This window comes from Dokdonella sp. GW821-FHT11D02, from assembly GCF_058808595.1.
In genome coordinates this window covers 401,792-425,852 of the sequence record NZ_CM179520.1, presented here as the reverse complement: position 1 = coordinate 425,852, position 24,061 = coordinate 401,792, and the positions used below count along the sequence as shown (strand labels likewise).

General features: G+C 67.1%; 25 protein-coding genes. 12 read left to right on the top strand and 13 right to left on the bottom strand.

The window, feature by feature from the left end; translation table 11 throughout:
• The first annotated feature begins 45 nt into the window (after positions 1-45).
• Positions 46-855: an endonuclease/exonuclease/phosphatase family protein gene (locus AC3QL3_RS01785; RefSeq protein WP_492896539.1), complete on the top strand. Its 810-nt coding sequence runs from the start codon at positions 46-48 to the stop codon at positions 853-855.
• A gap of 6 nt (positions 856-861) precedes the next feature.
• Here AC3QL3_RS01785 and AC3QL3_RS01780 read toward each other — a convergent pair whose 3' ends face one another.
• The 3 genes from AC3QL3_RS01780 to AC3QL3_RS01770 form a co-directional block, all read right to left on the bottom strand.
• Positions 862-1,257, bottom strand: a complete 396-nt coding sequence (locus tag AC3QL3_RS01780; protein WP_492898834.1) for a PIN domain-containing protein — start codon at positions 1,255-1,257, stop codon at positions 862-864.
• A gap of 22 nt (positions 1,258-1,279) precedes the next feature.
• Positions 1,280-1,513 (bottom strand): AbrB/MazE/SpoVT family DNA-binding domain-containing protein, encoded by a 234-nt coding sequence (locus AC3QL3_RS01775; RefSeq protein ID WP_492896538.1) that lies wholly within the window; start codon positions 1,511-1,513, stop codon positions 1,280-1,282.
• 131 nt (positions 1,514-1,644) lie between these two features.
• Positions 1,645-4,527 (bottom strand): TonB-dependent receptor plug domain-containing protein, encoded by a 2,883-nt coding sequence (locus tag AC3QL3_RS01770; RefSeq protein ID WP_492896537.1) that lies wholly within the window; start codon positions 4,525-4,527, stop codon positions 1,645-1,647.
• 219 nt (positions 4,528-4,746) lie between these two features.
• On the opposite strand from AC3QL3_RS01770, the gene AC3QL3_RS01765 reads away from it, so the two are divergent.
• Positions 4,747-6,777: a transglycosylase SLT domain-containing protein gene (locus tag AC3QL3_RS01765; protein WP_492896536.1), complete on the top strand. Its 2,031-nt coding sequence runs from the start codon at positions 4,747-4,749 to the stop codon at positions 6,775-6,777.
• A 128-nt stretch (positions 6,778-6,905) separates the two neighbouring features.
• Complete coding sequence (locus AC3QL3_RS01760) at positions 6,906-7,832, top strand: complex I NDUFA9 subunit family protein (RefSeq protein WP_492896535.1); 927 nt, start codon at positions 6,906-6,908, stop codon at positions 7,830-7,832.
• Between the two features lie 43 nt (positions 7,833-7,875).
• On the opposite strand, the gene AC3QL3_RS01755 is transcribed toward AC3QL3_RS01760, so the two are convergent.
• Positions 7,876-8,325: a GNAT family N-acetyltransferase gene (locus tag AC3QL3_RS01755; RefSeq protein WP_492896534.1), complete on the bottom strand. Its 450-nt coding sequence runs from the start codon at positions 8,323-8,325 to the stop codon at positions 7,876-7,878.
• 98 nt (positions 8,326-8,423) lie between these two features.
• Here AC3QL3_RS01755 and AC3QL3_RS01750 point away from each other — a divergent pair, with 98 nt between their 5' ends.
• Positions 8,424-9,659: a multifunctional CCA addition/repair protein gene (locus AC3QL3_RS01750; RefSeq protein WP_492896532.1), complete on the top strand. Its 1,236-nt coding sequence runs from the start codon at positions 8,424-8,426 to the stop codon at positions 9,657-9,659.
• 62 nt (positions 9,660-9,721) lie between these two features.
• Here the strand turns inward: AC3QL3_RS01750 and AC3QL3_RS01745 are convergent, their stop codons facing one another.
• Entirely contained in the window at positions 9,722-10,900 is a 1,179-nt protein-coding gene (locus AC3QL3_RS01745) for a class I SAM-dependent methyltransferase (protein ID WP_492896531.1), read from the bottom strand.
• Between the two features lie 74 nt (positions 10,901-10,974).
• On the opposite strand from AC3QL3_RS01745, the gene AC3QL3_RS01740 reads away from it, so the two are divergent.
• On the top strand, positions 10,975-11,712 hold the full coding sequence (locus AC3QL3_RS01740) for a pteridine reductase (protein ID WP_492896530.1): 738 nt from the start codon (positions 10,975-10,977) through the stop codon (positions 11,710-11,712).
• A gap of 12 nt (positions 11,713-11,724) precedes the next feature.
• Here AC3QL3_RS01740 and AC3QL3_RS01735 read toward each other — a convergent pair whose 3' ends face one another.
• The 3 genes from AC3QL3_RS01735 to folB all read right to left on the bottom strand — a co-directional run bounded on the left by AC3QL3_RS01735 (position 11,725) and on the right by folB (position 13,205).
• A complete protein-coding gene (locus tag AC3QL3_RS01735; RefSeq protein WP_492896529.1) occupies positions 11,725-12,273 on the bottom strand; it encodes a hypothetical protein in 549 nt (182 codons plus the stop codon).
• Positions 12,274-12,357: 84 nt separating this feature from the next.
• Positions 12,358-12,855, bottom strand: a complete 498-nt coding sequence (gene folK / locus AC3QL3_RS01730) for a 2-amino-4-hydroxy-6-hydroxymethyldihydropteridine diphosphokinase (RefSeq protein WP_492896528.1) — start codon at positions 12,853-12,855, stop codon at positions 12,358-12,360.
• Positions 12,852-13,205, bottom strand: coding sequence for a dihydroneopterin aldolase (folB, locus tag AC3QL3_RS01725; RefSeq protein ID WP_492896527.1), 354 nt, complete (start codon positions 13,203-13,205; stop codon positions 12,852-12,854). The genes folK and folB overlap by 4 nt, the downstream gene beginning before the upstream one ends.
• A gap of 212 nt (positions 13,206-13,417) precedes the next feature.
• On the opposite strand from folB, the gene AC3QL3_RS01720 reads away from it, so the two are divergent.
• Entirely contained in the window at positions 13,418-14,314 is an 897-nt protein-coding gene (locus AC3QL3_RS01720; protein ID WP_492896525.1) for an alpha/beta hydrolase, read from the top strand.
• On the opposite strand, the gene tsaD is transcribed toward AC3QL3_RS01720, so the two are convergent.
• Positions 14,268-15,314, bottom strand: a complete 1,047-nt coding sequence (gene tsaD, locus AC3QL3_RS01715) for a tRNA (adenosine(37)-N6)-threonylcarbamoyltransferase complex transferase subunit TsaD (RefSeq protein WP_492896524.1) — start codon at positions 15,312-15,314, stop codon at positions 14,268-14,270. The genes AC3QL3_RS01720 and tsaD overlap by 47 nt on opposite strands.
• 57 nt (positions 15,315-15,371) lie before the next feature.
• Between tsaD and rpsU the strand changes: the two genes are divergently transcribed.
• From rpsU to AC3QL3_RS01695, 4 genes are all read left to right on the top strand, one after another.
• Positions 15,372-15,587 (top strand): 30S ribosomal protein S21, encoded by a 216-nt coding sequence (rpsU, locus tag AC3QL3_RS01710; RefSeq protein WP_131996031.1) that lies wholly within the window; start codon positions 15,372-15,374, stop codon positions 15,585-15,587.
• Positions 15,588-15,692: 105 nt separating this feature from the next.
• Complete coding sequence (locus AC3QL3_RS01705; protein WP_492896523.1) at positions 15,693-16,139, top strand: GatB/YqeY domain-containing protein; 447 nt, start codon at positions 15,693-15,695, stop codon at positions 16,137-16,139.
• 50 nt (positions 16,140-16,189) lie between these two features.
• Positions 16,190-16,384: a PspC domain-containing protein gene (locus AC3QL3_RS01700; protein WP_492896522.1), complete on the top strand. Its 195-nt coding sequence runs from the start codon at positions 16,190-16,192 to the stop codon at positions 16,382-16,384.
• A gap of 42 nt (positions 16,385-16,426) precedes the next feature.
• The gene (locus AC3QL3_RS01695; RefSeq protein ID WP_492896521.1) at positions 16,427-18,271 is read left to right on the top strand and encodes a DNA primase; all 1,845 of its coding nucleotides are present in this window, start codon (positions 16,427-16,429) and stop codon (positions 18,269-18,271) included.
• Here AC3QL3_RS01695 and AC3QL3_RS01690 read toward each other — a convergent pair.
• The 4 genes from AC3QL3_RS01690 to AC3QL3_RS01675 form a co-directional block, all read right to left on the bottom strand.
• A complete protein-coding gene (locus tag AC3QL3_RS01690; protein ID WP_492896520.1) occupies positions 18,268-19,557 on the bottom strand; it encodes an MFS transporter in 1,290 nt (429 codons plus the stop codon). The genes AC3QL3_RS01695 and AC3QL3_RS01690 overlap by 4 nt on opposite strands.
• Positions 19,558-19,635: 78 nt before the next feature.
• On the bottom strand, positions 19,636-20,112 hold the full coding sequence (locus AC3QL3_RS01685; protein ID WP_492896519.1) for a (2Fe-2S)-binding protein: 477 nt from the start codon (positions 20,110-20,112) through the stop codon (positions 19,636-19,638).
• Positions 20,113-20,114: 2 nt separating this feature from the next.
• Complete coding sequence (locus AC3QL3_RS01680; protein WP_492896518.1) at positions 20,115-20,717, bottom strand: class I SAM-dependent methyltransferase; 603 nt, start codon at positions 20,715-20,717, stop codon at positions 20,115-20,117.
• Between the two features lie 13 nt (positions 20,718-20,730).
• Positions 20,731-21,603: a PorP/SprF family type IX secretion system membrane protein gene (locus AC3QL3_RS01675; RefSeq protein WP_492896517.1), complete on the bottom strand. Its 873-nt coding sequence runs from the start codon at positions 21,601-21,603 to the stop codon at positions 20,731-20,733.
• Positions 21,604-21,930: 327 nt separating this feature from the next.
• Here AC3QL3_RS01675 and AC3QL3_RS01670 point away from each other — a divergent pair, with 327 nt between their 5' ends.
• Together AC3QL3_RS01670 and AC3QL3_RS01665 are read left to right on the top strand one after the other, a co-directional pair.
• Positions 21,931-22,596, top strand: a complete 666-nt coding sequence (locus AC3QL3_RS01670) for a response regulator (protein ID WP_492896516.1) — start codon at positions 21,931-21,933, stop codon at positions 22,594-22,596.
• On the top strand, positions 22,596-24,059 hold the full coding sequence (locus tag AC3QL3_RS01665; protein WP_492896515.1) for an ATP-binding protein: 1,464 nt from the start codon (positions 22,596-22,598) through the stop codon (positions 24,057-24,059). Before AC3QL3_RS01670 ends, AC3QL3_RS01665 begins: the two co-directional genes overlap by 1 nt.
• Positions 24,060-24,061 lie beyond the last annotated feature (2 nt).

Here is a 24,061-nt window from a genome sequence, read left to right as displayed (position 1 = left end):
CCGCCAGCGCTTGCGAGCGTCATCCACGCTGACTAGCCTGCGCTCATGACCTCCGCCGCGCCCGCCGTCGCCGCGCCCGCCGTCGACGACGGCGCACCGCGGCTGCGTCTGCTCAGTTGCAACATCCTCGCCGGCGGCAGCGTCAAGCGCTACCGCGACTACGTCACGCACAGTTGGAAACACGTGCTGCCGACCGGCAAGCGCGCCAACCTCGACGGCCTCGCGCGCGTGATCGGCGAGTTCGACCTGGTCGGCCTGCAGGAAGCCGACGCCGGCAGCTTGCGCTCGGGTTTTCTCAACCAGACGCAGTACCTCGCCGAAGCCGCCGGTTTCCCGTTCTGGAGCCATCAGCCGAACCGGCGCGTGTCGCGCCTGGCCACCTCGAGCAACGGCCTGCTCGCGCGGCGCCAGCCCGACGAAGTGCTCGACTATCCGCTGCCCGGCCGCATTCCCGGCCGCGGTGCGCTGTGGGCACGCTTCGGCCACGGCAGCGATGCGCTGATCGTGGTCGTCGCGCACCTTTCGCTCGGCGCGATCGCGCGCGCGCGCCAGCTCGGCTTTCTGGCCGAACTGATCGGATCGCATGCGCACGCGATCCTGATGGGCGATCTCAACACACCGGCCGACAGCGCGGAACTCGAAACGCTGTACGCGCGCACCTCGCTGGTGCGGCCCGCGCAAGCACCGCCGACTTTTCCGAGCTGGCGGCCGACGCGCGCGCTCGACCACATCCTCGTTTCACGCGCGCTCGAGGTCGAACGCTTGTGGGCGCTGCCTTATCCGGTGTCGGATCACTTGCCGATCGCGGCGAGTGTGCGGCTGCCGGCTGCGCTCGTACGTACGCCGCCGGTCTGATCGACTTTATCGCGGCGCTTCGCTTGTCGAAGAGCTGCGGAACGGATTGCGAATGCGCAAGCGGCGATCGACGAGAAGCCCGTCGTGCATGTCTTCCGAGTACAAGGTTTTGCAATCGGCCAGTAAGGCCGATGCGACGATCGATGCGTCGTAGAAGGAGAGGCCGTAACGCTCGGCGACGTGCAGTGCGCGTTCGTGTGTCTCGATCGTCAAGGGCCGTACGGAGCAGATAGAACGAACCAAAGCCAATAACTCGTTCGTTTCCGCCCACGACATACCGAGCTTGCGCCGCGCGACATTCGCAACCTCGTTCAGCACCTGCACGCTGATGACGGCACCTGCACCGATCAGCGCCTCGGCGCGGTCGGCCTTGGCGCTGTCGGCCGACAGCAAGTACAGCACCACATTGCCGTCGACAAAAGCCTCAGCGTCGTTCATTGGCGGCCGCGCGATCGAAGCTGAAATCGGCCGGCAGGCGACCACGGAATTTGCGCAGCCGCGCGAGGAATTCCGCCCTGCCCGGCTTCTTCTTCAGCTCGAACGCACGCGCCTCGGCGATCCGCACTTCGACGTCGTCGCCTTCGCGCAGCTCCAATGCCTCGACCACCGCCGCGGGTAAACGGATGGCCAAACTGTTGCCCCACTTGGAAACCCGCATGGCCGCCTCCGTCTTGATATACAAGGCACTAAGTATATCAAGACTCTCGCCGCATTCTCCGACTCCGGTGGAGTTGAAAGAAAAAGGGCCGCGCGAGGCGGCCCTTTTTGGGTGATTCCGAACGCGCAGCCTTAGAACTTCGCGCTCAGCTCCACGTAGCTGAAACGGCCGGGCAAGTCGTAGGTCGACGCGTCGTAGCCGTTCAACGAGCAGCTCAGGCAGACCGGCGGATCTTTGCCGAACACATTGTTGACGCCGGCGGAAATCGTCATCTTCACGTCGATCGGCAGAGTCCAGCTCGCGCGCAGGTCGTGATAGGTGGTCGCGCCCAGATGATGCGTGCTGTTGGGGCCGTTGCAGATCGGGAAATCCGCTGCGGAGCCGCAGCTCTCGGTCAGATCGGAGTAGTAGCGTGCGGTCCAGCCCGCCGACCAGGCGCCCATGTTCCAGTTCAGACGCGCCGTGCTGCGCCACTTCGGCATGCCGCTGTCGGCGACTTCGATGCCGACCGTGCGCGGCTCGGCCAAGCCCGAATCGACCGCGATGGCGACGTACTTGTCCAGGAACGTCGTCTGGAACGATGCACCGAAGGTGCCGATTCCGGTTTCGTTGCCGACCCAGTTGACGCCCAGATCGTAGCCGCGGGTGTCGATCTTGCCGAGATTGAACAACGTGTTGTTGAACCGGTTGATGTTGCCGCCGGAGGAGCGGCCGATGTTGTCGCAGAACACCGGATCGAGCGTGGCGACGCAGCGATCGAGCAAGGTCTGCGCGTCCGACGCCTGGATCGCGTTGTTGATGCGGATGCGATAGTAGGTCAGCTCGAAGTCGAGCTTGCTCGACCACGAGGTGTTCTCCGCCCAAGTCGGGCTGTAGACCGTGCCGATCGTCAGACTGGTGGACTCTTCCGGCTTCAGCTTCGCGTTGCCGCCGGTGACCACGGAAATCTGCGAGTTGGCCTGCTCGAAGTTGGCCGGATCGGGCACGCCGAGCGTGGCGCAATTCGCCCCCAACTGACCCGTCGCGTGGTTGCACGGATCGGTGATCTGGGCGTCGAAGCGGGCGAAGCTGCCGTACAACTCGCCGATCGACGGCGCGCGAAAACCTTCGGCCCAAGTACTGCGCAGAGTGAGTTCGTCGTTGAGCTGCCAACGCAGACCGAACTTGTTGTTGGTGGTGCCGCCGAAGTTCGAATAGTCCGAATAGCGCGTGGCGGCGCTGAAATCGAGCCGCTTGACCAAGGTCTTGTCGGCCAGCAGGGGCGCGTTGAGCTCGAGGTAGTACTCGTTGACCGAGTAGTCGCCGCGCGTCGCCGCGGACGGCACGCCGTTCCCTTCGCCCGCGGTGACGAGCGCATCGGGCGTGTAGGAGCCGCTCTGCTTGCGATGCTCGTATCCGGCGGCGACGGCCAACGCTCCGGCCGGTAGATTGAACAAATCACCGGAGATGTTCGCGGTCCAGTCGGTCAGCTTCTGCTTGCTGCGGTCATGCTCGTTGAACAGGATGTAGTTCAGCATTTCCGGCGTGATCGAGCCGGCGCCGCCGAACAGGTTCAACGGCACGCACGGCGCGGTGCATTCGCTGATCGGGCCGACCGCACGCTGGATGTGCGCGATGTTGTAGGTGCCGCGAACCGTCTGCTCCGCCTTGTTCTCGGCGGTGACGTAGTTGACGTCCCAGAAGTACAGACGCTCGCCGATGTTGAAGTCACCCTTCAGACCGGTGCTGAAGTAGCTGGTGTCGACTTCCTGGCTGAAGACGCGTGGACCGCCTTCGAGCGGACGGCGTGCAATGAGAGTGCCGTCCGGAGTGATCGTCACGCCGAACGGGTTGAACGGATTGGTCGCGTCGATCGAGACGCGATCGGCGAGTCCGTAGGTGCCTCCCTCCGAACCCAGGAAAATCGGTTCGGGCGCGGCCTGGTTGACCGATTCGCGGCGGGTATAGGTTCCCTTGATGTTCCAGCTGATGCGATCGGTCAGCTTGTAGGAGCCTTGCGCGAATAGCGATTTGCGCTCGGACGGCGTCAATAGCAAATTGTACGGAGCGAAATTGAAGCGATCCGCATTGCTCCATGGCTTGAAATTGCCCAGATTCGGATTGTTGCCGCCGAAGGTGCCGGCGAGATTGCAGAATGAACGGCCCGTATCTGGGTCAATTGGGCATAGCCCGCCGTAAGTTTGAGTTGGATCCGGCGGCGCGAACACGAAACGTCCGCCCGGCGTGCCAGAACTCCACGTATTGGGATTGACCTGGCCACCGATACCGGCGGTCGGATAGCGCGACTGATCCCACACGGCCGAACTGATGCCGTCTTGCTTGTAGTAGCTCGCGTCGATGAAGAAGTCGAAGCGATCGCCCTTGCCGCCGAAGGAGAGATTGCCTTGGCGGGTCGAGCCGTCGCCGGTGGAGTAGTCGCCGTAGTAGAGCCGCGCCGCGGCGCCTTCCTGCGTTTTCTTGGTGATGATGTTGACCACACCGGCGATCGCATCGGAACCGTACAGCGACGAAGCGCCGTCGGTCAGAATCTCGATGCGATCGACCGCGCTGGCCGGCAGCGTGTTGAGGTCGACCGCGGCCGACACACCCGAAGCGGACGACTCGCTGACCCAACGCAGGCCGTCGACCAAGATCAGGGTGCGCTTGGCGCCGAGGTTCCGCAGCGAAATCGTGGTGGAACCGGAGCCGACACCGCCGCCGTCGGGCGGGAAGCCGAAGTTGCCGGCCGAATTGAATTTCGTGTTCAGCGAAGAACCGCTGACGGAGAGACGTTGAATCACATCGCCGATCGAACCGAGACCGGTCGCCTCGATGTCTTTGGAGGTGATCGTCATTACCGGCGTCTGGCCTTCGATTTCGGCCTTCTTGATGCGCGATCCGGTGACTTCGATCGCTTGCAGCACCTGCGTGTCGTCGCCGCCTTTTTCCTGCGCCAGCGCCGGCGCCGCACGCATCCCCAACACAACCAACCCGGTCAGCGCGAACGCGATCGGCTTCAATCGGTGTGACTTCATCGTATCTCTCCCGTACGAAAGAACACCCCTGGCATGCCGCCGGGCTCCCCGAGCAGCGTAAAGAAAATGTAAAACAATGAATCCGATATTGCTACCGACCGTTACCTCAACTGCCAAACCCGCCCTATTTCGGCCTCCACGGAGACATCCGCCGGCCCATCGGCGCCAGGCCGGCAACGCTACACTTGGCGCGCTCTCTGTCGCCGGCCCGCTTGCGTAATGCCTCTATCCCCGTTTCGAAGACTCGCGCTGCACCCTTTCGCCTGGATTCTCGCCGCGCTGGCGGCGACGCCGCTGCACGCGGCCGACCGCATCGAACAACGCGCGCAATTCCGCACCGCGCTGGCCTTGGCCGCCAAGCCGCAAGACAGCGGCTGGAAGCGGTATGCCGCCGCGCTCGAAGAAGCGCACTATCCGTTGGCTCCCTACATCGAACTCGCGGCGCTGAAGCCGCGCGTCGCCAAGATCGAACGCAGCGAAATCGAGGCGTTCCTCAAGCGCTGGCCCGATACGCTCGCCGCACGCGATTTGCGTGAAGCGTACTTGCGCGAACTGGCGCAACGCGGCGACTGGACCGCGTTTCGCGCTTTGTGGAAAGACAGCACCGATCGCAACCTGCGTTGCAACGCGCTGCAGGCGCGCCTGGCCGGCGGCGACAAGCTCGACTTCACCCGCGATCTGGACGCGTTGTGGCAGGGCTCGCGCGCGCTGCCCGCGGCCTGCGATCCGGTGCTCGCCGCAGCGCATCGCAGCGGCGTGCTTGGCGACACGCGCATCCGCGAGCGTCTCGATCGCGCCGCCGTCGCCGGCAATGCCGAAGCGGCAGCGGAGATCGCGCCCCTGCTCGAGGGTGCCGAGCGCGCCGATGCCGATCGCATCGTCGCCGCGCTGCGCGATCCATCCGGCACGCTGAGCAAAGCGAAGACCTGGGCCGACACTGCGCACACGCGCGATGCGGTGTCTTACGCCTTCACCCGCCTCGCGCGCAGCAACAGCGCCGCCGCCGAAACGGCCTGGGCCGAGCTGCAGACGCGCTTTCAATGGGAGGCTGCGCAGAAGAACCGCATCCTGCACGCGATCGCGCTGTATCGCTCGACCAGCTATTCGCCCGATGCACTCGCGCGTCTGAAGGCGCTGCCGGAAGAAGCCGAAGACGACGCCACGCGCGAATGGCAGGTGCGCATCGCCCTCAGCGGCGGCGACTATGCGGAAACGCTGGCCGCGGTCGACGGCCTCGACGAAACGCAAAAAGCCGATCCGCGCTGGCGCTACCTGCGCGCGCGCCTGCTCGACAAGCTCGGACGCAAGACCGAAGCGGCGCCGATCTACACCAGCCTCGCGCGCGAAGCGAATTTCTACGGCTTCCTCGCCGCCGACTGGAGCGATCAACCCTACGCGATCTGTCCGAGCAAACTGGCCGGCAGCGACAGCGCCGAAGCGACGCTGGCCAAGCAGACCGATCTCGAGCGCGCCTACGAATTCCGTGAACTCGGCCTGTTGCCCGAGGCGCGGCGCGAATGGGATTTCGCGATGGACAAGCTCGACGTCAACCAGCGCCGGCTCGCCGCCGACCTCGCCTATCGCCGCGGCTGGTACGACCGCGCGGTATTCGCCTTCTCGGCAGATCCGGAAACGCAGCGCTTATACGAACAGCGCTTCCCGCTCGGCCTCGAAAAGCAGGTCAAACGCGAAGCGCGCAGCGCCGGCCTCGATCCGGCCTGGGTTTACGGGATCATCCGCGCCGAGAGCGCTTGGATGACCGACGCTCGCTCGCACGCGAACGCCTACGGCTTGATGCAGCTTCTGCCCGCGGTGGCCAAACAGCTGGCCAAGGCCGAACGGCTGCCGTACGCGAACGCGCAGAGCCTGTTCGATGCGGAACTCAACCTGCAGCTCGGCACGCGCTATCTCGGCCAGATGGCGGCCAAGTACGACGACAGTCCGTGGCTGGCCAGCGCCGCCTACAACGCCGGCGGCACGCCGGTAGGGCGCTGGCTGGAAGCGCGCTCGGCGCTGGAACCGGATTTCTTCATCGAAACGATCCCATACAAGGAAACGCGCGAATACGTCGCACGCGTGCTCGTTTTCAGCGTGATCTACGACTGGCGCATGAACGGCAAGGCGCTGCCGCTGTCCGCACGCTTGCCCAAGATCGGCCAGGCTTATCGCGCGCCGGATGAGAAGACGCCGCGCAAGGCGGTCGCCTGCATCGCGCCGGAGTCGCCGGCTGCGAGCGCCGCTTCACCGTGAATACACCGAGCCGCCGCAACGGAACGAGCTGAGGCTCGCTCGGTGCGACGCATGCAACCGCAGCTACTGCGCTTTGCAGATCGCGGCGAAACGCGCTAAATGGAGGTTCTCGTTCCGGAGCGCCGCCGATGAATCCGCAGCAGATCGTCATCCTCGGCGGCACCGGCTTCGTCGGCCGCCATCTGGTGCCGCGCCTGCAGCGCGACGGCCATACGATCAAACTGCTTTCACGCAATCGCGAACGACGGCGCGAACTGGGCGTGCTGCCGCGCGTGCGCGTCGTCAACGCGGACGTGCACGACCACGCGGTGCTGACGCGCGAGCTCGCCGGCGCCGACGCCGCGATCAATCTGGTCGGTATTCTCAACGAGCCGCGCGACGACGGCCGCGCGTTTCACAAGGTTTACGTCGAGCTGACGCAATCGTTGATCGCCGCGTGCGGCGAGGCGAAGGTGCCCCGCCTGCTGCAGATGAGTTCGCTGCGCGCCGGTGAAGGCGACAGCTACTACCTCAAGAGTCGCGGCGAGGCCGAGGCACGCGTGCAAGCGTCGAAGCTGGCGTGGACGATCTTTCGCCCGTCGGTGATCTTCGGCGACGGCGATGGCTTGTTCTTTCGATTCGCCGCTCTGTTGCGCCTGTTGCCGTTGCTGCCGTTGGCGCGCGCGCAGTCGAAGTTCGCGCCGGTCTATGTCGGCGACGTCGCCGAAGCGTATGCGCGCGCGCTGGCGCATCCGGCCACGCACGGCCGCCTCTACGAGCTGTTCGGTCCGCGCACGATCGAGCTCGGCGAGCTGGTGCACTGGACGGCACGGATGATCGGCAAGCGCCGGCTGGTGCTGCCGCTGCCCGATGCGCTCGGCGCGCTGCAGGCACGCGTCGGCGAATGGCTGCCCGGGAAGCCCATTTCGCGCGACAACTTCCGCTCGCTCAAGCTCGATTCGGTCGGCAGCCACGACGGCCTGGCAGCACTCGGCATCGTCGCGACGCCGATGGATACGATCGTGCCGAATTTGCTCGCGCCGATCGTGGCACGATCGCCGTCGCAACCCCGCTGATCGCGGAGCCGCCATCGGGACGCGGCGCGCGCGCCGATTCGGTTCAGGATTCGCGCTGCAACACGTAGCCGGATGCGGCGTAGTTCTCGTTGCCGGCCAAGCGGCCGTCCGAGCGTTTGATCACGCGGAAACCCTCGGCGAGGTAAAGCGCGAGCGCGGCTTCGTTGCCGACCAGCACTTCCGCCGACAAGCGGCCTGGGTTGGCGTCGATCACCTCGCGCAGCAGCGCGCGGCCGACACCGCGGCGCCACGCCTCCGGATGCACGTAGAGCCAGGTGAGTTCGCCGCCGGCGATCGCCGCGAAGCCTTGCACGATGCCGTCGACGACCGCGACCGTGACTACGCCGTCGAACAAGCCTTCGTTCTGCGCCGTTTGCTCCAAGGTGAGAAACGCATCGAGCAAACCGGCGGCGCGCAGCTCGGACGGGCGCGCGCGATCGTGGATCTCGCACAATCGCGGCCAGTCCGAATCCTGATAGGCGCGTAGTTGCATGCGAACTCCGTCCGGTGCGGTCGCGCATGCTAGGGCTTGCGTCTCGATTCGGCCAGCAGCGCCTCCCGCGTCGAATGCGTACGCCGCATAATGGCTGCATGCAGATCTATCTCGTCGGCGGCGCGGTGCGCGACCAATTGCTCGGCAAGGCCGTCGTCGATCGCGACTACGTGGTCGTCGGCGCAACGCCGGAGGACATGCGCCGCCTAGGCTACAAGCCGGTCGGCAAGGATTTCCCAGTGTTCCTGCATCCTCACAGCGGCGAGGAGTACGCGCTCGCGCGCACCGAGCGCAAGACCGGCCGCGGCTATCACGGCTTCGCCTTCCACACCGACGCCACCGTCACGCTGGAGCAAGACCTCGAACGCCGCGACCTCACCATCAACGCGATGGCGGCGGACGCGCAAGGCAACCTGGTCGATCCTTACGGCGGCAAACGCGACCTCGCCGCGCGCGTGCTGCGTCACGTGTCGCCGGCCTTCGTCGAAGATCCGGTACGCGTGCTGCGCGTGGCGCGCTTCGCCGCGCGCTATGCGCCGCTCGGTTTCCGCATCGCCGACGAAACGCTGGCGCTGATGCGCAAGATGACTGCCGACGGTGAGATCGATCATCTGGTCCCCGAACGCGTATGGACCGAGACGCGCAAGGCGCTGGCCGAACCGATGCCGTCGGCATTCCTGCACGCCCTGCGCGATTGCGGCGCCCTGCGCGTGGTGTTTCCGGAAGTCGATGCGCTCTACGGCGTGCCGCAACGCGCCGAATTCCATCCCGAGATCGACACCGGCACGCACGTCGAACTGGTGCTCGACATGGCCGCGCGGCTCGCGCCCGGCGACGACTTGATCGGCTGGTGCGCGCTGACCCACGATCTGGGCAAGGCGTTGACGCCCAAGGACGAGCTGCCGCGCCATCTGCGCCACGAACACAACGGCGTCGCACCGCTGCGCGCGCTGTGCGCACGGCTGAAGGTGCCGACCGAGCATGCCGCGCTGGCCGAGCTGGTCTGCCGCCATCATCTGGAAGCGCATCGCGCATTCGAATTGCGTGCGGCGACGGTGCTGGAGCTGCTGGAAAAACTCGACGCGTTTCGCCGGCCCGAGCGTCTGCGCGGCTTTCTGCTCGCCTGCGAAGCGGACAAACGCGGCCGCCTCGGTCACGCCGAAAGCACCTATCCGCAGGCCGACTACTTGCGCGCCGCGCGCGCCGCGGCGGACGCGGTGGCGGCGGCGCCGTTCGTCGCGCAAGGCCTGTCCGGTACCGCGATCGGTGCGGCAGTGCGCGAAGCGCGCGTGCGTGCTATCGACGGTGTGAAGCAGAAACTCAAATCGGAATGACGCTGTCGTCTCTCCCGCAAGCGAGAGAGGTGACCGCGCGCCGATCGAATACTGCGTGACCTTCAGAGCCGCCGCGAACGATCGACCGAGCGTAGCCCGGGCAGCACGCCCTCGACACCGCGCGCGAACGCGATCGCTTGGAAGCGCTCGCCCATCTCCCCCGGCAGCGTCAGACGCTTGATCTCGGCCGCGCTGCGCAAGCGCTCGAGATCGGTGCCGCCTTCTTCCGTGGCACCGAACTCGGCCAAACCGCTGGCGAGCAAAAACGTTCCCTGCGGCGCGTAGCCGACGAAATCGAAGCCGGCGCCGACGCCTGCCTCGGCCAGCGCGGTGAAATCGACGAAGGCGGTGATGTCCGAAAGTCCCGGCCACAACAGCGGATCGCCGTGCGCGCGATGCCGGTAATGACAGACCAGGGTGCCGTCGCGGCGCTCGGGCAGATAGAACTCGCGCCGCACGTAGCCGTAGTCGACCAACAGCATCGCGCCCGTTTCGAGCGTGGCGGTGATCGCCTGCATCCAGTACGGCAGCTGCGGCAGGATTTCCGAGCGATAACCGTCGGCGAACGGCGCATCCAGCGCACGCTCCACCGCACGCACAGCGCCCGTAACCAGACCATCGGCCGGACGATCGAGGCGCACGAAGCGCTCGCCCTCGAGTCCGATGTGCTCCTCGAACACCTCGCCGCCGAGCACGGCAAAACGCGTCGCCGGCAGCGCGTCGACCACCTCGTTGGCGAACAGCACGCCGCGCCAGGATCGCGGCGGCGGACCGTCGATCCATTCCATGCGCGCGACGAGTTCTTGCGGCAGCTCGCGCGTCGCGCGTTCGCGCTGACGTTCGCGCAAGTCGGCGCTCGGTTCGAGGATGCGATAGCGCCGCGGCAGCGCATCGAGCGCTGCAAGTTCGCGTAAGGCGGCGAGCGCGAACGCGCCACTGCCGCCGCCGAGCTCGACGAAATCGGCCGCAGCGCCAAGCTCGCGCAGAGTCGGCGCGAGCGCGTGCGCGAGGCTGCGTGCGAACAGCGAACCGAGTTCCGGTGCGGTGACGAAATCGCCGGCTGCGCCGAATTTCGTGCGGCCGGCGCTGTAGTAGCCGAGTCCCGGCGCGTACAGGCACCGATTCATGTACTGCGAGAATGGCAGCGGACCGTTGGCGGCGATCTCGGCGCGAATCGAGGCGGCGAGACGCTCCGAATGCGCGCGTTCGTCGGCATCGGGTTCGGGCAAGGCGGGGTTCAAGGCTGGTCCGGCGCTGCGTTCTGCGGCAATCTCGAAAGGCGGCCAGCATAACGACCGGCCGGGAGAACACAACGATGAATCCGCATCCGGTCGTGCTCGTCACCGGCGCTGCGCGCCGCATCGGCGCGACGATCGCGCGCACGCTGCACGCGGCCGGCTACGATGTCGCCCTGCACTGCCGCCGCTCGCGCAGCGAACTCAATGCGCTGATCGCCGAACTCGAACGCGCGCGCCCACACAGTACGCTGGCCTTGCAGGCGGAGCTGGCCGAGGTCGAGAGTCTGCCGAGCCTGGTCGAGGCCACGCTGGCGCGCTTCGGGCGCCTGGACGGTCTGGTCAACAACGCCTCGGCGTTCTATCCGACACCGCTCGGCACGATCACCGCGGCACAATGGGACGAATTGTTCGCCGCCAACGCGCGCGCGCCGCTGTTCCTGGCGCAGGCGGCCGCGCCCGCGCTCGCTGCGCAACGCGGCGCGATCGTCAACCTGATCGACGTCTATGCCGAACGCCCGCTGCCGCAGCACAGCGTCTACGGCATGGCCAAGGCCGCGCTGGCGATGGCGACGCGCGCACTCGCGCTCGAACTCGCGCCCGCCGTGCGCGTCAACGGCATCGCGCCGGGCGCGGTGTTGTGGCCCGACGCGGGTAAGCCGCCGCACGAACAGCAAGCTTTGATCGCACGCACGCCGCTGCGACGCATGGGTACGCCCGAGGACGTCGCCGCGACCGCGCTGTGGCTGCTGCGCGATGCCGCCTTCGTGACCGGCGAGATCATCCGCGTCGACGGCGGCCGCAACCTCAATTCTTGAAACGAAGCCGCCTCACGCCACCGCGTGATTGCGCACGTGACGATACTGGCCCGGCGGCAGATACAACGGAAACACGCCGGCCTCCTCGTGCTTGAGCGCGCCGGCCAAAAGCCGCGCCGCCCGCACCACGTCGGCGACGAAACGCTGGCGCTGTTCGACCAGCCACGGACCGTCGAGGTAGTCCTCGAAGATCGTCTCGACGCGGCGCACCGCGCGCAGCACCTCGTCCTGCACCGCATTGAACTGGCGCGCGGCGAAGCGATCGTTTTCCAAGCCCCAGCGCAGATACGGATACAGCTGCGTCGCCTTGGCCAGGCTCAGATGGCGGAACGCCGCGGCGACCTGACGCAAGCCGGTGATGCAGGCGTCCTCGTCACGGCCGCGGCAGACGTTCAACAGCGAACGCAGCAGCGCGCGCAAAGTCTCGTGATCGTGCAGCAATTCGGCGATCAGCCGCGGCCGGAAACGGACCGGCACATCGGCTGCCGACGCGCCCGCGCGGCGCGGAGACGCCATCGTCACAGGCTCGGTGGCGAACAGGTATTCGAGCAGACGTGCCACGACTCCTCCTCCAACCCATGCGCGTCGAACACCCCTGGGCGCGACCGTAGCGATCTTTAACACAGGCAGGCGTCGCGGCGTAAGCTAGGGAATTTCCAGATGGACAGGCGCGCCGGCATCGCCAGTAGCGGCTTCCGCCCACAGCTCGCGCAAGGTCTTGCCGCTGCGCGGCTCGCGTATTTCCGGCGCGATCTCGGCCAGCGGCCGCAGCACGAACGCCTCGGCCAGCTCGCGACGCGGAATCTCCAGGTGGCCCGCTCCGCTCAGGACGAGATCGTCGAACAGCACGATGTCGACGTCGAGCGTGCGGCTGGAATAGCGCGGCACGTCGCGGCGGCGGCCGTGGCGATCTTCGAGCGCGTGCAGCCAGTCGTTCAGCGCATGCGGATCGAGGTCGCTGTCCAAGCCGACTGCGAGATTGACGAAATCGGGACCGTCGAAACCGACCGCGGCGTAGCGATAGGCCGGCGACACGACCAGCTCGCCGAAGCGCGCGCGCAATTCGGCCAGCGCCGCACGCAGATGACGCGCGGGCTCGAGATTCGAACCGAGACTGAGCCAGGCGCGATGGCGCACGCTCACGCTTCGCCGCGCTCGATGATCACGCCGACCGCACGCGAACCGGTCACCGCGCCGAGCTTGGACAATTTCAGGCGCAGCCAGCGCACGCCGAATTCGTCACGCACGATCTCGGCGCAGCGCTCGGCCAAGGTTTCGACCAGCTCGAACTGCGCCGCCTCGACGAACGCGATCAAACGCTTGGACACCGCCTTGTAATTCAGCGTGTCCTCGATGCGATCGGTCGCCGCCGGTTGGGTGTTGTCGAACGCCATCTCGAGATCGAGCGCGATGGTCTGCCGCGTCGTGCGCTCCCAATCGTAGATGCCGATGATCGTTTCGATGCGCAGGTCTTCGATGAAAACGCGGTCCATAGGGGCGGAAATCGGAAGGTGGGCGGTAACGAGAAAGGAGGCGCCGACGGAACCCATCCGAAGGATGAGTCGCACAGCGCAAGCAGATGATCGCCGCTTTCCGTTCGCGGCGACAGCCTTGACCGACGGCAAGGCATACTTCACCGATGAGCGCGCACGCGCAACGGCGAAGCGGCATCGCGAAGTGGGCGAGAACTGGCGCCCGCCTCGCCATGCTCTGTGCGTGGCTGCCGCTGGCGGCTTGCCAGGGCGTGCTGTTCGCCACGCTCAATTCCGCGCGCGCGCCGGCCGGCATCGAGCAGGGACGTGATCTGATCTTCGACGCCGAGCACCGCCTCGCGCTGGACGTCTATCGGCCGGCGCGCGCCGAGGCGGCGCCGGTGATCGTGTTCTTCTACGGCGGCGACTGGACGCATGGCGAGCGCGCCTGGTACCGCTTCGTCGGTCGCGCCCTCGCCGCGCAAGGCCTGGTCGCGATGATCGCGGACTATCGCAAGGTGCCGGAAGTCGCGCCGGACGGCTTCATGGCCGACGCCGCCCATGCGGTGGCGTGGGCGCGCGCGCATGCCGCCGAATTCGGCGGCGATGCGAACGATCTCTTCGTGATGGGCCATTCGGCCGGCGGCCACATCGCCGCTCTGCTCGCGACCGATCCGCAATGGCTGGCGGCGGTCGATCTGCAGCCGCGCGATCTGGCCGGCTGCATCGGTTTCGCCGGCGTCTATCTGTTCCTGCCGGCCGATTCCGACGACGACCAGATGCTCGACGTGTTCGGCGACGACCAGAGCGCACAGGAACGCTCGATGCCGCTCAGCTTCGTGCGTGGCGCCGAGCCGCCGATGCTGCTGCTGCACGGCCTCGACGACGACGAGGTCGATCCGGCCAACAGCCGCCTCCTGGCCGAGGCGCTGCGCGCGCAGCAAGAAGAGGTCGAACTCAAGCTCTACCCCGGCATCGATCATTCCGGCGTGCTGTTCGCGCTGGCACCCTCGCAGCGCGCAGAGGCGCCGGTGCTGGACGACGTGCTCGCCTTCGTGCGCGCGCATCCGCGCGCGGCCAACGCTACACCGCCGGCAAGCTCTCCAAGGCCCAGCGCGGCTGCACTTTGATCGCCGGCGTTTCGTGCTGCCCGACGGCCAGGCGCAGGCTGCCGGCCAAAGCGATCATCGCGCCGTTGTCGGTACAGAATTCCGGACGCGGGAAATAGGTGCGGAAGCCTTCGCGCGCACCCGCTTCGGCCAATTGAGCGCGCAGACGGCGGTTCGCACCGACCCCGCCGGCGACCACCAGCGCTTTCGCGCCCGTCGCGGCCAGCGCACGACGGCACTTGATCGCCAGGGTTTCGACGATCGCTTCTTCGAAAGCACGCGCGACGTCGGCCTTGGTCTGTTCGGTCTTGTCGCTGGCCTGCCAGGCCAACAGGACCTGGGTCTTCAATCCGGAGAAGCTGAAATCGAGCCCGGGCCGGTCGGTCATCGGCCGCGAGAAGCGGAATGCGCCGGGACGCCCCTGCTCGGCCAGCCGCGCCAGCGCCGGACCGCCCGGATAGGGCAGATCCATCAACTTGGCGGTTTTGTCGAAGGCTTCGCCGGCGGCGTCGTCGAGGGTGTCGCCGAGCAGGGTGTAGCGGCCGATCGCGGCCACCTCGATCAGCATCGAGTGGCCGCCCGAGACCAGCAGGGCCACGAACGGCGGCTGCGGCGGGTCGGCCTCCAGCAGCGGCGCCAACAGATGCCCTTCCATGTGATGCACGCCGATCGCCGGCAGCCCGAGCGCCCAAGCCAGCGCGCGCGCGGCGGTGGCGCCGACCAGGAGCGCACCGACCAGGCCCGGCCCGGCCGTGTAGGCGACGCCGCCGAGGTCGGCAGTGCCGAGCTTGGCCCGGGTCAAGGTTTCGCGCACCAGCGGCAGCAGCTTGCGCACGTGGTCGCGCGAGGCCAATTCCGGTACCACGCCGCCGTAGTCGGCGTGCATGCGGATCTGGCTGTACAGCGTATGGGCGAGCAGGCCGCGCTCGGCGTCGTAGACGGCTACGCCGGTCTCGTCGCACGAGGTCTCGACCCCGAGTACGGGACCGCTCCGGACCGCCTTTGCAAAGTCTTGATTCATCGCGATAGAATACACGGCTCGCCCGACAGCCCCGGGCTTGTTTTGATCGGAGAAGGTATGCCCAGCGTCAAAGTTCGCGAAAACGAACCGTTCGAGTTTGCCCTGCGTCGCTTCAAGCGCACCTGCGAGAAGGCCGGCGTGCTGGCCGAAGTGCGCAAGCGCGAGTTCTACGAAAAGCCGACCCAGGAGCGCAAGCGCAAGCGCGCCGCCGCGGTCAAGCGTCACCTTCGCCGCGTTTCGCGCGACGTGACCAAGCGTCAGCGCCTGTACTGATTCTCGCAATGCGGTCCGCTCGGGCCGCGTTCAAGATGAGGCTGTTCATCAACCGGCAGTGCGAGAGCGCTGCCGGTTTTTTGGTTTTGTGTCGAGGAACCCGCAATGACGCTCAAAGCCCGACTCACTGAAGACATGAAGGCCGCGATGAAGGGCGGCGACAAGGATCGCCTCGGCGTGATCCGCCTGGTCAACGCGGCGATCAAGCAGCGCGAGGTGGACGAGCGCATCGAACTCGACGACACCCAGGTGCTGGTCGTGATCGAGAAGATGCTCAAGCAGCGGCGCGACTCGATCAGCCAGTTCCGCGACGCCGGACGCGAGGATCTCGCGCAGAAGGAAGAGTTCGAAGTCGGCGTGATCCAGGCCTACATGCCGGCCCAGCTCGGCGAAGCCGAGATCGAGGCGATCGTGGCGAAGGCGATCGCCGACAGCGGCGCGGCCAGTGCGAAGGACATGGGCAAGGTGGTCGGCCTGATCAAGCCGCAGGTCGCCGGCCGCGCCGACATGGGCAAGGTCTCGGCCCTGGTCAAGCAGAAGCTCGGCGGCTGAGCCGCGGGCGGCGGCGCTACAATGCGGCGCCGCCACCCGGAGCCGCCTCGATGACGAACTCGCCCCTGCGCCGTTCGCGCAGCAACCGCATGATCGCCGGCGTGGTCGGCGGTCTGGCGCAGCACTTCGGCATCAACGCGCGCGGTCTGCGCATCGTCTACGTGCTGGTTTCGATTCTGTCCGCCGCGTTTCCCGGCATCCTGGTCTATCTCTTGCTGTGGTTGCTGATCCCGCAGGAAGACTAGCCTCGCGGCGCCGCTCCGAATGACGATCTAGCTGAGCGTTCGATGGCCGGCCGCATCCCCGAAAAATTCATCGACGAACTGCTCGCCCGCGTCGACATCGTCGACGTGATCGCCGAGCGCGTGCCGCTGAAGAAGGCCGGTCGCGACTGGTCGGCGCGCTGCCCGTTCCACGACGAGCGCTCGCCCTCGTTCACGGTCAGCCCGGCCAAGCAGTTCTATCACTGCTTCGGCTGCGGCGCGCACGGCAGCGCGATCGGCTTCTTGATGAATTACGACCGCCTCGAGTTTCCCGATGCGGTGGAAGAGCTGGCCAATCGCGCCGGCCTGAAAGTGCCTTACGAAGGTGGCCGCAGCGCGCCGCGCGAAGACGTCGGCGATCTGTACGACCTGCTCGACGCGGCGACGGCGTTCTATCGGCGCCAGCTCGCGGCGAACGAAAAAGCCGGCGGCTATTTCGCGCAGCGCGGACTCGATCCGGCGATCCTGGCGCGCTTCCAGCTCGGCTACGCGCCCGATGCCTGGGATGCGCTGAAGAACGCGCTCGGCACCAGCGCGGCACGCATCGCCTCGCTGGAAAAGACCGGCATGCTCACCAGCGGCGATCGCGGCAGCCGCTACGACCGCTTCCGCGATCGAGTGATGTTCCCGATCCTCGATCGCCGCGGCCGCACGATCGCGTTCGGCGGAAGAATCCTGACCAGCCCGAAAGCGAAATCGGCGGCGCCGAGCGATGCGGACGTCCCGCAGAACTCTGCGGCCGTCGAAAAGTCCGGCGCGGGATCGCCGGCTCCCGACTCTCGCGCGCCCGACGCACGCAAAAGCGAACCCGGCCCCAAATATCTCAATTCACCCGAAACGCCGCTGTTCCACAAAGGCCGCGAGCTGTTCGGCCTGTGGCAGGTGCGCGAGGCGCACGTGAAGATTCCGCGCCTGCTGGTGGTCGAAGGCTACATGGATGTGATCAGCCTGCATCAATACGGCCTCACGCAGGCGGTCGCCACGCTCGGCACCGCGACCACCAGCGACCACGCCGAAATCCTGTTCCGCCAGTGTGCCGACGTCTACTTCTGCTTCGACGGCGATCGCGCCGGACGCCAAGCCGCCTGGCGCGCGCTCGAATCGGTGCTGCCGCGCATGCGCGACGGCCGCCAAGCGCTGTTCCTGTTCCTGCCCGACGGCGAGGACCCCGACTCGCTCGTGCGCAAGGAAGGCTTGGATGGCTTCGAACTGCGCCTGAAGAATGCGACGCCGCTGAGCGAATTCTTCTTCACCGAGAACAGCAAGGACGTGAACCTCGCCAGCCTCGACGGCAAGGCACGCCTGGCCGAACGCACGCGTCCCCTGCTCGCGCAGATTCCCGACGGCGCGTTTCGCGACCTGATGTACGCCGAACTCGAACGCCTCAGTGGCGTGAAGACCGCCGTGCAAGGCCCCGGGTCCAACGCGCCGACCAGCGCGAACCGTCCGGCCAAGCCGCAACAACGCTCGCTCGTACGCGCCGCCATCACCCTGCTGGTGCAGCGGCCGCAGCTCGCCGGCACGCTCGAACCGCCGTGGACGTTCGCCGAGCTGCGTCAGCCCGGCATTCCGCTCCTGATCGAGTTGATCGGCATGTGCCGCGCGCGCCCCGATCTCAGTACCGGCGCGCTGCTGGAACACTACGCCGAACGCGAAGAAGCCAATGCCTTGCGCAAGCTCGCCGTGGTCGACTTCCCCGGCGGCGAGGACGAGGCGCGCGAGGAATTCATCGGCGCGCTGCGCCAGCTCGAACGGCAGATGCTGCAGCAGCGGCTGGAAGAGCTTTCACGCAAGCAAGCGCAGGAATCGCTCGACGAAAACGAAAAGCGCGAACTGCGCGAACTGCTGGCGAACAAGGGCGCGCGCTAGGCGCTCTCGCCGCGCCGGATCGCGAGCAAGGCCAGCAGCGAAATCAGCGCCGCCGCACTCAAATACCCGCCGACCGCATACAGGCCGTACTGGCGCGCCAGCCACATCGCCACGTAAGGCGCCAGCGAAGCGCCGAGGATGCCGGCCAGATTGAACGCGAGCGAAGAGCCGGTGTAGCGCACCGCGGTCGGAAACAGCTCCGCCAATGCCGTACCAAGCGGGCCGTAAGTCAGCCCCATCAAGAACAAACCGCCGGCGAGGAACAGGCCGACCCGCAGCGGGTCGTTGGCGACGAACAACGCAGCGATGCTGAAACCGAACGCCAAGATCGCCACGGTCGCGATCAACAACATCGCACGCCGGCCGCGTCGATCGGCGAACAGCGCCGACAGCGGGATGCCGAGCCCGAACGCAAGCATCGCCAGCATCTGCAGCAGTAGGAACTCGTTGCGCGCGTAGTGCAGCGCGCTGGTGCCCCACGACAGCGCGAATACGGTCATCAGATAGAACAGTACGAAGGTCGTCGACGCCGCGAACGTGCCGAGCACCAGCGGCCGCCAATGCTGCGCGCAGACGGTTGCGATCGGCAGCTGCACTCGCTCGTCGTTCTCGATCGCGCGCAGGAACGCCGGCGTCTCGGTCAGCTTCAGGCGCACGTACAGGCCGACGCCGACCAGGAGCGCGCTGGCCAGGAACGGCACGCGCCAGCCCCAGGCGAAAAATTGCGCGTCGTCGAGCCAGTCGGTCAGGAGCAGGAATACGCCGCTGGAACAGATGAAGCCGATCGGCGCGCCGAGCTGCGGAAACATGCCGTACCAGGCGCGCTTGCCGGGCGGCGCGTTCTCGGTCGCCAATAGCACCGCCCCACCCCATTCGCCGCCAAGGCCGAGGCCCTGACCGACGCGGCACAGCATCAGCAAGAGCGGCGCCAGCAGCCCGATCGTGTCGTAGGTCGGCAGCAGGCCGATCACCACCGTCGACAAGCCCATCGTCAACAGCGCCGCGACCAGGGTCGCCTTGCGCCCGATGCGATCGCCGTAGTGGCCGAACACGGCCGAGCCGATCGGGCGCGCGAAGAACGCGAGCGCGAAGGTGGCCAGCGAGGACAGCAAGGCCGAGGTCGGATCGGCAGCCGGAAAGAACAGCTTGGGAAACACCAGCACCGCGGCGGTGGCGTAGATGTAGAAGTCGAAGAATTCGATCGTGGTGCCGATCAGGCTGGCGAACAGCACGCGCCGGGTGGAATTGGCCGCCGGTACCGCGGCTGCAACGGGAATGGCATTCATGCGGCTGCGACAGCGACTCCGATGCGATCCGAATCGCGCCAGATTATGCCTCAGCGCACTCGCATCGCGATGCGCCGCTCACCAGGTCGCCAGACGCTGTGCCAACAGGCGAATCGCATGTCGCACTTCGCGCCGCGTCTCGCACGGGCAGCAGGCAGCCAGCGCCGCGTCGATGTCGGCATCGCTGGGATCGGGCTGGCGTGCGAGCAGAGCGGCGGCGGCCATCATCAAACCGGAATGGCGGCAACGGCACGGCGGCACGCCGGCGTCGATCCAGGCCTGCTGCACCGGATGCAGCACGCCGCTCGGCAATCCTTCGCTGGCGGCCAAGCCCTCGATGGTGACGACTTGTGCGCCGGCGACCGTGGACAAGGCGACCTCGCAGGCGCGCACGACGCGTCCGTTCACATGGACCGCGCAAGCGCCGCAAGCGGAGGTGCCGCAACCGAAGGTCAGGCTGGTCACGCCGACGTGCTCGCTCAACGCATACAGCAGCGGCGTCGCCGGATTGGCGCCGAGCCGGTGCGTGCAGCCGTTGACGATCAGTTCGATCATGCTCAGTGCTTACGGCGCAAGCGATAGACGAAGGCGGGCGGCAGGTTCGCCGCGGTCCAACCGACACGCTCCACCTGCAAGCCGAGGCGATCCAGCGTCGACGCACGCAAGCGATACCACGGCAAGTAGGACAACTGATAGAACGCACCGCCGTGGCGCAGATGGCGATCGAATGCGGTCGTGAGCAAGCCGACCAGTCGCCGCAGCGGCATCGACAGCGGCAGGCTGCTGAGCAAGGCGCCGGCGCGCTGACCGCCGAAGAACGAATCGACCTCGCCGATCGCGGCCGCGTCCATGCGCAGCACGCGCGCCTGCGGGAAGCGGAACAGCAAGGTGCGCGCGAACTCCGCATTCGCCTCGACCAGAGCGAGCCGTCGCTCCGGCACGCCGCGTCGGATCAGCGCGCGCGCGAACGTGCCGGTGCCGGCGCCGAGCTCGACCAAGGGACCGTCGGTCGCGCGCAGCTCGCGCGTCATCAGCTCGGCCAGGGCGCGTCCGGACGGCCACGCCGCGCCGATCCGGCGCGGATCGCGCAGCCAGGAACGCAGATACATCGAACGATCGTTGCGAGCCATCAGGCCGCTGGATACCAGCCAGGTATTCATCGTGCCGGCGACCTCAGGGCGAGACGCTCACGGCGAGGCCGAACAGCGGCGCCGCGTCGTACTCTTCGGAGATTCTGCGGCCGCCGCCGTATTCCAGTCGCACGCGGTTGTTGAAGCTGCTGCCAGCATAGGCGTCTAGACGGATGGACGCATTCGGCCGAAACGAAACGCGGCCGTACAACGGCAGCGAACGCGATTCGCCGACGCCGCCGGCGGTCGGACCGTCGCGGTCGAGGCGGAAGCGGTACTCGCTGACGCCCAAGCCGACGCCGAAGTCCCAGGCCGGATTGCGCCGGTACGCCAACTCGATGCCGCCCAATCCCGTCGGCGTCGCCGCTTCGGGGCTGCCGATGCGCCAGCGTTCGTCGATCTTCCAATTGACCGCCACGTACGGGCGCAAGCGGTTCTTGTCGATGTCGCGCAGCGCGGCGACACCGAAGGTCAGATCGAGATCCGCACCGTAGCGGCGCGAAAAACCGAAGGCGGCGCCGTAGCTCATCGCATCGCTCGACTTCGCGCCTTCTTCGCCGGCGTACTGCACGGTCGGCGCGACCAGCCATTGCCAGCGTTCGTCGAGACGGCCGCGCAGAAGGACGCTCACGCCGGCGCGACGAATATCCTTCCACGGTGCCGTGCCGCCGAACGCGAGCGGATCGCTGAAATCCCAACGCTCGCGCGAAAGACGCACACCCACGCCGAGGCCGAGCCCGGACTCGAGCTGACGCCGCGCCGACAGCGCCAGCGCGGCGCGCGAAACACCGAGTTCGCCGCCCGTATCCAAGTCCGCATCCGACTGCTCGGTGTCGGAAATCGACAGCGAGGTGTTCCAACCTCGATCCTGCGCCGCGTCCGCCTGCTGCGCACGTGCGGCAGGCGCGGCGGACATGGCGATCGCAACGACCGCGGCGGCGATCGGACGACTGCGAAGGGGCGTGATAAGGTGGCCGACACCGTACGACATTCGAACTCCTCGGTTGCGATCAGACGCGCCGCATCGAGCCCCGCACACGGGCGGGAGCCGAAGGAACCCCGACCCGTTCGTGCCGGGGTTCCTTCGTCCCATCGGGGAATGGGTCCCATTGGGCGGGTGCGAGCGGGACAGCGTTCGGGCGGTGCCCGATGCGGCGCAGTCTGCGCAGCCGGATTTAAGAATTCTTTAAACGCGCCACGGCAAGGTTCGCCGTCGTCGAACCGCGATCGTCGCGAGGCCGCCTTGCCCCATCTCTTGCTCGTCGAAGACGACTCTCCGCTCGCCGCCGCGATCGCCGCGGCGCTGCGCCAGGACGGCTGGTCGGTCGACTGCGCGCGCGATGCGGCGACCGCGCGCATCGCACTGACCGATCACGCCTACGCGGCCGTGCTGCTCGATCTCGGCTTGCCGCAGGGCTCGGGGCTCGACGTGCTGCGCGCGATGCGCGACCGCTACGACACCACGCCGGTGCTGATCATCACCGCGCGCGACCGCCTCGGCGATCGCATCGTCGGTCTCGACGCCGGCGCCGACGACTATCTGATCAAGCCGTTCCAGATCGACGAGCTGCTGGCGCGCCTGCGCGCGGTACTGCGCCGCAGCCAGGGCCGCGTCGCGCCGCTTTTGCGTTATCGCGACATCGTGCTCGATCCGACGCGGCGCGCGGTCACTCGCGACGGCCTGCCGGTACGATTGGGCACGCACGAATACCGCACCTTGCTGGCGCTGATGGAGCGCCAGGGCCAGGCGGTCGCGCGCGATCGCCTGGAAGATCTGATCTACGACGGCGCCGGTGCGATCGAAAGCAATACGATCGCGGTCTACGTGCATCAGCTGCGGCGTAAACTCGGCGACGAGGTGATCGCGACCGTGCACGGCTACGGCTACCGCCTCGGCGAGGAATCCTGATGCAATCGCTGCGAACGCGTTTGTTCATCGTGCTGCTCGGCATTTTCGCGACCGCCTGGGCGATCGCGCTGGCGTGCGTGGGGGTGCAGGTTTCGCGCGAGCAGACCGGACTTTGGGATCGCATGCTGGCGGAAATCGGCGGCCAGGTGCTGCTGTCGATGCCGGGCGACGTGGCCAGTCTTTCCGGCGCTGAGAATTTGCGCGTGGGTGGCAACGGCCCGGAGAAGACCGGCTACAAAGGCCGCTTCGTCTTTCAGGTGTGGGTCAAGTCGCGACGCGAGATTGTCGTGCGTTCGCCGGAGGCGCCGACGCCGCCGCTCAAACCCGACTACCTCGACGGCTATGCCACCCAGAACATCGGCGGCGAAGAGTGGCGCGTGTACGCGCTGTCCAGCGCGGACGGCGACGTGCAGGTGCAGATCGCCAAGCCGGCGCGCGACTTCGGCGCCGAACTGCGCCGCTGGGTGCTGGTCGGACTCGCCATCTCGGTACCGCTCCTGCTGGTGCTCGCCTTCGCCATGCGCTGGGTGATCCGCCGCTCGCTGCAGCCGGTGGTGAAGGTGCAGGATGCGATCGCGCTGCGCGACCCGCTCGATCTCGCGCCGCTGCCGGGCGAGCGCTTGCCCGACGAAGTGCGCCCGCTGGTGGAGTCGTTCAACCAGCTGTTGGCGCGGCTCGACCGCGCGCTGCGCAACGAACGCCAATTCCTCTCCGAAGCGGCGCACGAGTTGCGCACGCCGTTGGCCGCGTTGCTCACGCATGCGCAGGTGGCGCAGCGCTCGCAAACGCTGGAGGAAGCGAAGGAACCCCTGCAGCAGCTCGTGCACGGTGTCGAACGCAGCGCGCGCCTGTCGCAGCAGCTGCTCGATTCCGCCCGCCTCGACGCCGCCCACGCCGGCGAGCGTGCGCCACTCGAACTGGCCGACATCGTCGCCGTCGTCACCCACGAGATCGATGCGATCGCCGCGCACAAGCGCCAGTCGATCGCGCTCGACGCCGAGCCCTGCGCGATCGTCGGCAACGTCGACGACCTCGGCATCCTGATCGGCAACCTGGTCGACAACGCGGTGCGCTACACGCCGGTCGGCGGACGCATCGCGGTGCGCTGCACGCGCATGGGCGCGTGTGCCGTGCTGCAGGTGCTCGACGACGGTCCCGGTGTCGCCGCGGCCGATCGCGAACGCATCTTCGATCGCTTCTTTCGCGTCGCCGGCAGCAATCAGCGCGGCAGCGGACTGGGGCTTTCGCTGGTCGCACGCATCGCGGCTTCGCACGGCGCCGTCGTCGCCACCGGTGTAGGCCTCGACGGACGCGGCTTCGGCATCACGGTGTCGTTCTTGGCGGCACCGAATACGACGCCAGCGCCGACTCCGTCCGCGACCACGGAAAGCACCTACACACCCGCTGCGACGACACCGATCGCCGCAACGATCGCATTGCGCACGCAAGCCGCACACGAATGAAG

What these genes read in the sequence shown, in the direction of transcription:
- AC3QL3_RS01705 (WP_492896523.1), top strand. Translation starts at nt 15,693, where the DNA reads ATGACGCTCAAAGCCCGACTCACTGAAGACATGAAGGCCGCGATGAAG.
- AC3QL3_RS01765 (WP_492896536.1), top strand. Translation starts at nt 4,747, where the DNA reads ATGCCTCTATCCCCGTTTCGAAGACTCGCGCTGCACCCTTTCGCCTGG.
- AC3QL3_RS01785 (WP_492896539.1), top strand. Translation starts at nt 46, where the DNA reads ATGACCTCCGCCGCGCCCGCCGTCGCCGCGCCCGCCGTCGACGACGGC.
- AC3QL3_RS01750 (WP_492896532.1), top strand. Translation starts at nt 8,424, where the DNA reads ATGCAGATCTATCTCGTCGGCGGCGCGGTGCGCGACCAATTGCTCGGC.
- AC3QL3_RS01720 (WP_492896525.1), top strand. Translation starts at nt 13,418, where the DNA reads ATGCTCTGTGCGTGGCTGCCGCTGGCGGCTTGCCAGGGCGTGCTGTTC.
- AC3QL3_RS01675 (WP_492896517.1), bottom strand. Translation starts at nt 21,603, where the DNA reads ATGTCCGCCGCGCCTGCCGCACGTGCGCAGCAGGCGGACGCGGCGCAG.
- AC3QL3_RS01770 (WP_492896537.1), bottom strand. Translation starts at nt 4,527, where the DNA reads ATGAAGTCACACCGATTGAAGCCGATCGCGTTCGCGCTGACCGGGTTG.
- folB (WP_492896527.1), bottom strand. Translation starts at nt 13,205, where the DNA reads ATGGACCGCGTTTTCATCGAAGACCTGCGCATCGAAACGATCATCGGC.
- AC3QL3_RS01690 (WP_492896520.1), bottom strand. Translation starts at nt 19,557, where the DNA reads ATGAATGCCATTCCCGTTGCAGCCGCGGTACCGGCGGCCAATTCCACC.
- AC3QL3_RS01695 (WP_492896521.1), top strand. Translation starts at nt 16,427, where the DNA reads ATGGCCGGCCGCATCCCCGAAAAATTCATCGACGAACTGCTCGCCCGC.
- tsaD (WP_492896524.1), bottom strand. Translation starts at nt 15,314, where the DNA reads ATGAATCAAGACTTTGCAAAGGCGGTCCGGAGCGGTCCCGTACTCGGG.
- AC3QL3_RS01760 (WP_492896535.1), top strand. Translation starts at nt 6,906, where the DNA reads ATGAATCCGCAGCAGATCGTCATCCTCGGCGGCACCGGCTTCGTCGGC.
- AC3QL3_RS01665 (WP_492896515.1), top strand. Translation starts at nt 22,596, where the DNA reads ATGCAATCGCTGCGAACGCGTTTGTTCATCGTGCTGCTCGGCATTTTC.
- AC3QL3_RS01740 (WP_492896530.1), top strand. Translation starts at nt 10,975, where the DNA reads ATGAATCCGCATCCGGTCGTGCTCGTCACCGGCGCTGCGCGCCGCATC.
- AC3QL3_RS01775 (WP_492896538.1), bottom strand. Translation starts at nt 1,513, where the DNA reads ATGCGGGTTTCCAAGTGGGGCAACAGTTTGGCCATCCGTTTACCCGCG.
- AC3QL3_RS01700 (WP_492896522.1), top strand. Translation starts at nt 16,190, where the DNA reads ATGACGAACTCGCCCCTGCGCCGTTCGCGCAGCAACCGCATGATCGCC.
- AC3QL3_RS01680 (WP_492896518.1), bottom strand. Translation starts at nt 20,717, where the DNA reads ATGAATACCTGGCTGGTATCCAGCGGCCTGATGGCTCGCAACGATCGT.
- rpsU (WP_131996031.1), top strand. Translation starts at nt 15,372, where the DNA reads ATGCCCAGCGTCAAAGTTCGCGAAAACGAACCGTTCGAGTTTGCCCTG.
- AC3QL3_RS01755 (WP_492896534.1), bottom strand. Translation starts at nt 8,325, where the DNA reads ATGCAACTACGCGCCTATCAGGATTCGGACTGGCCGCGATTGTGCGAG.
- AC3QL3_RS01685 (WP_492896519.1), bottom strand. Translation starts at nt 20,112, where the DNA reads ATGATCGAACTGATCGTCAACGGCTGCACGCACCGGCTCGGCGCCAAT.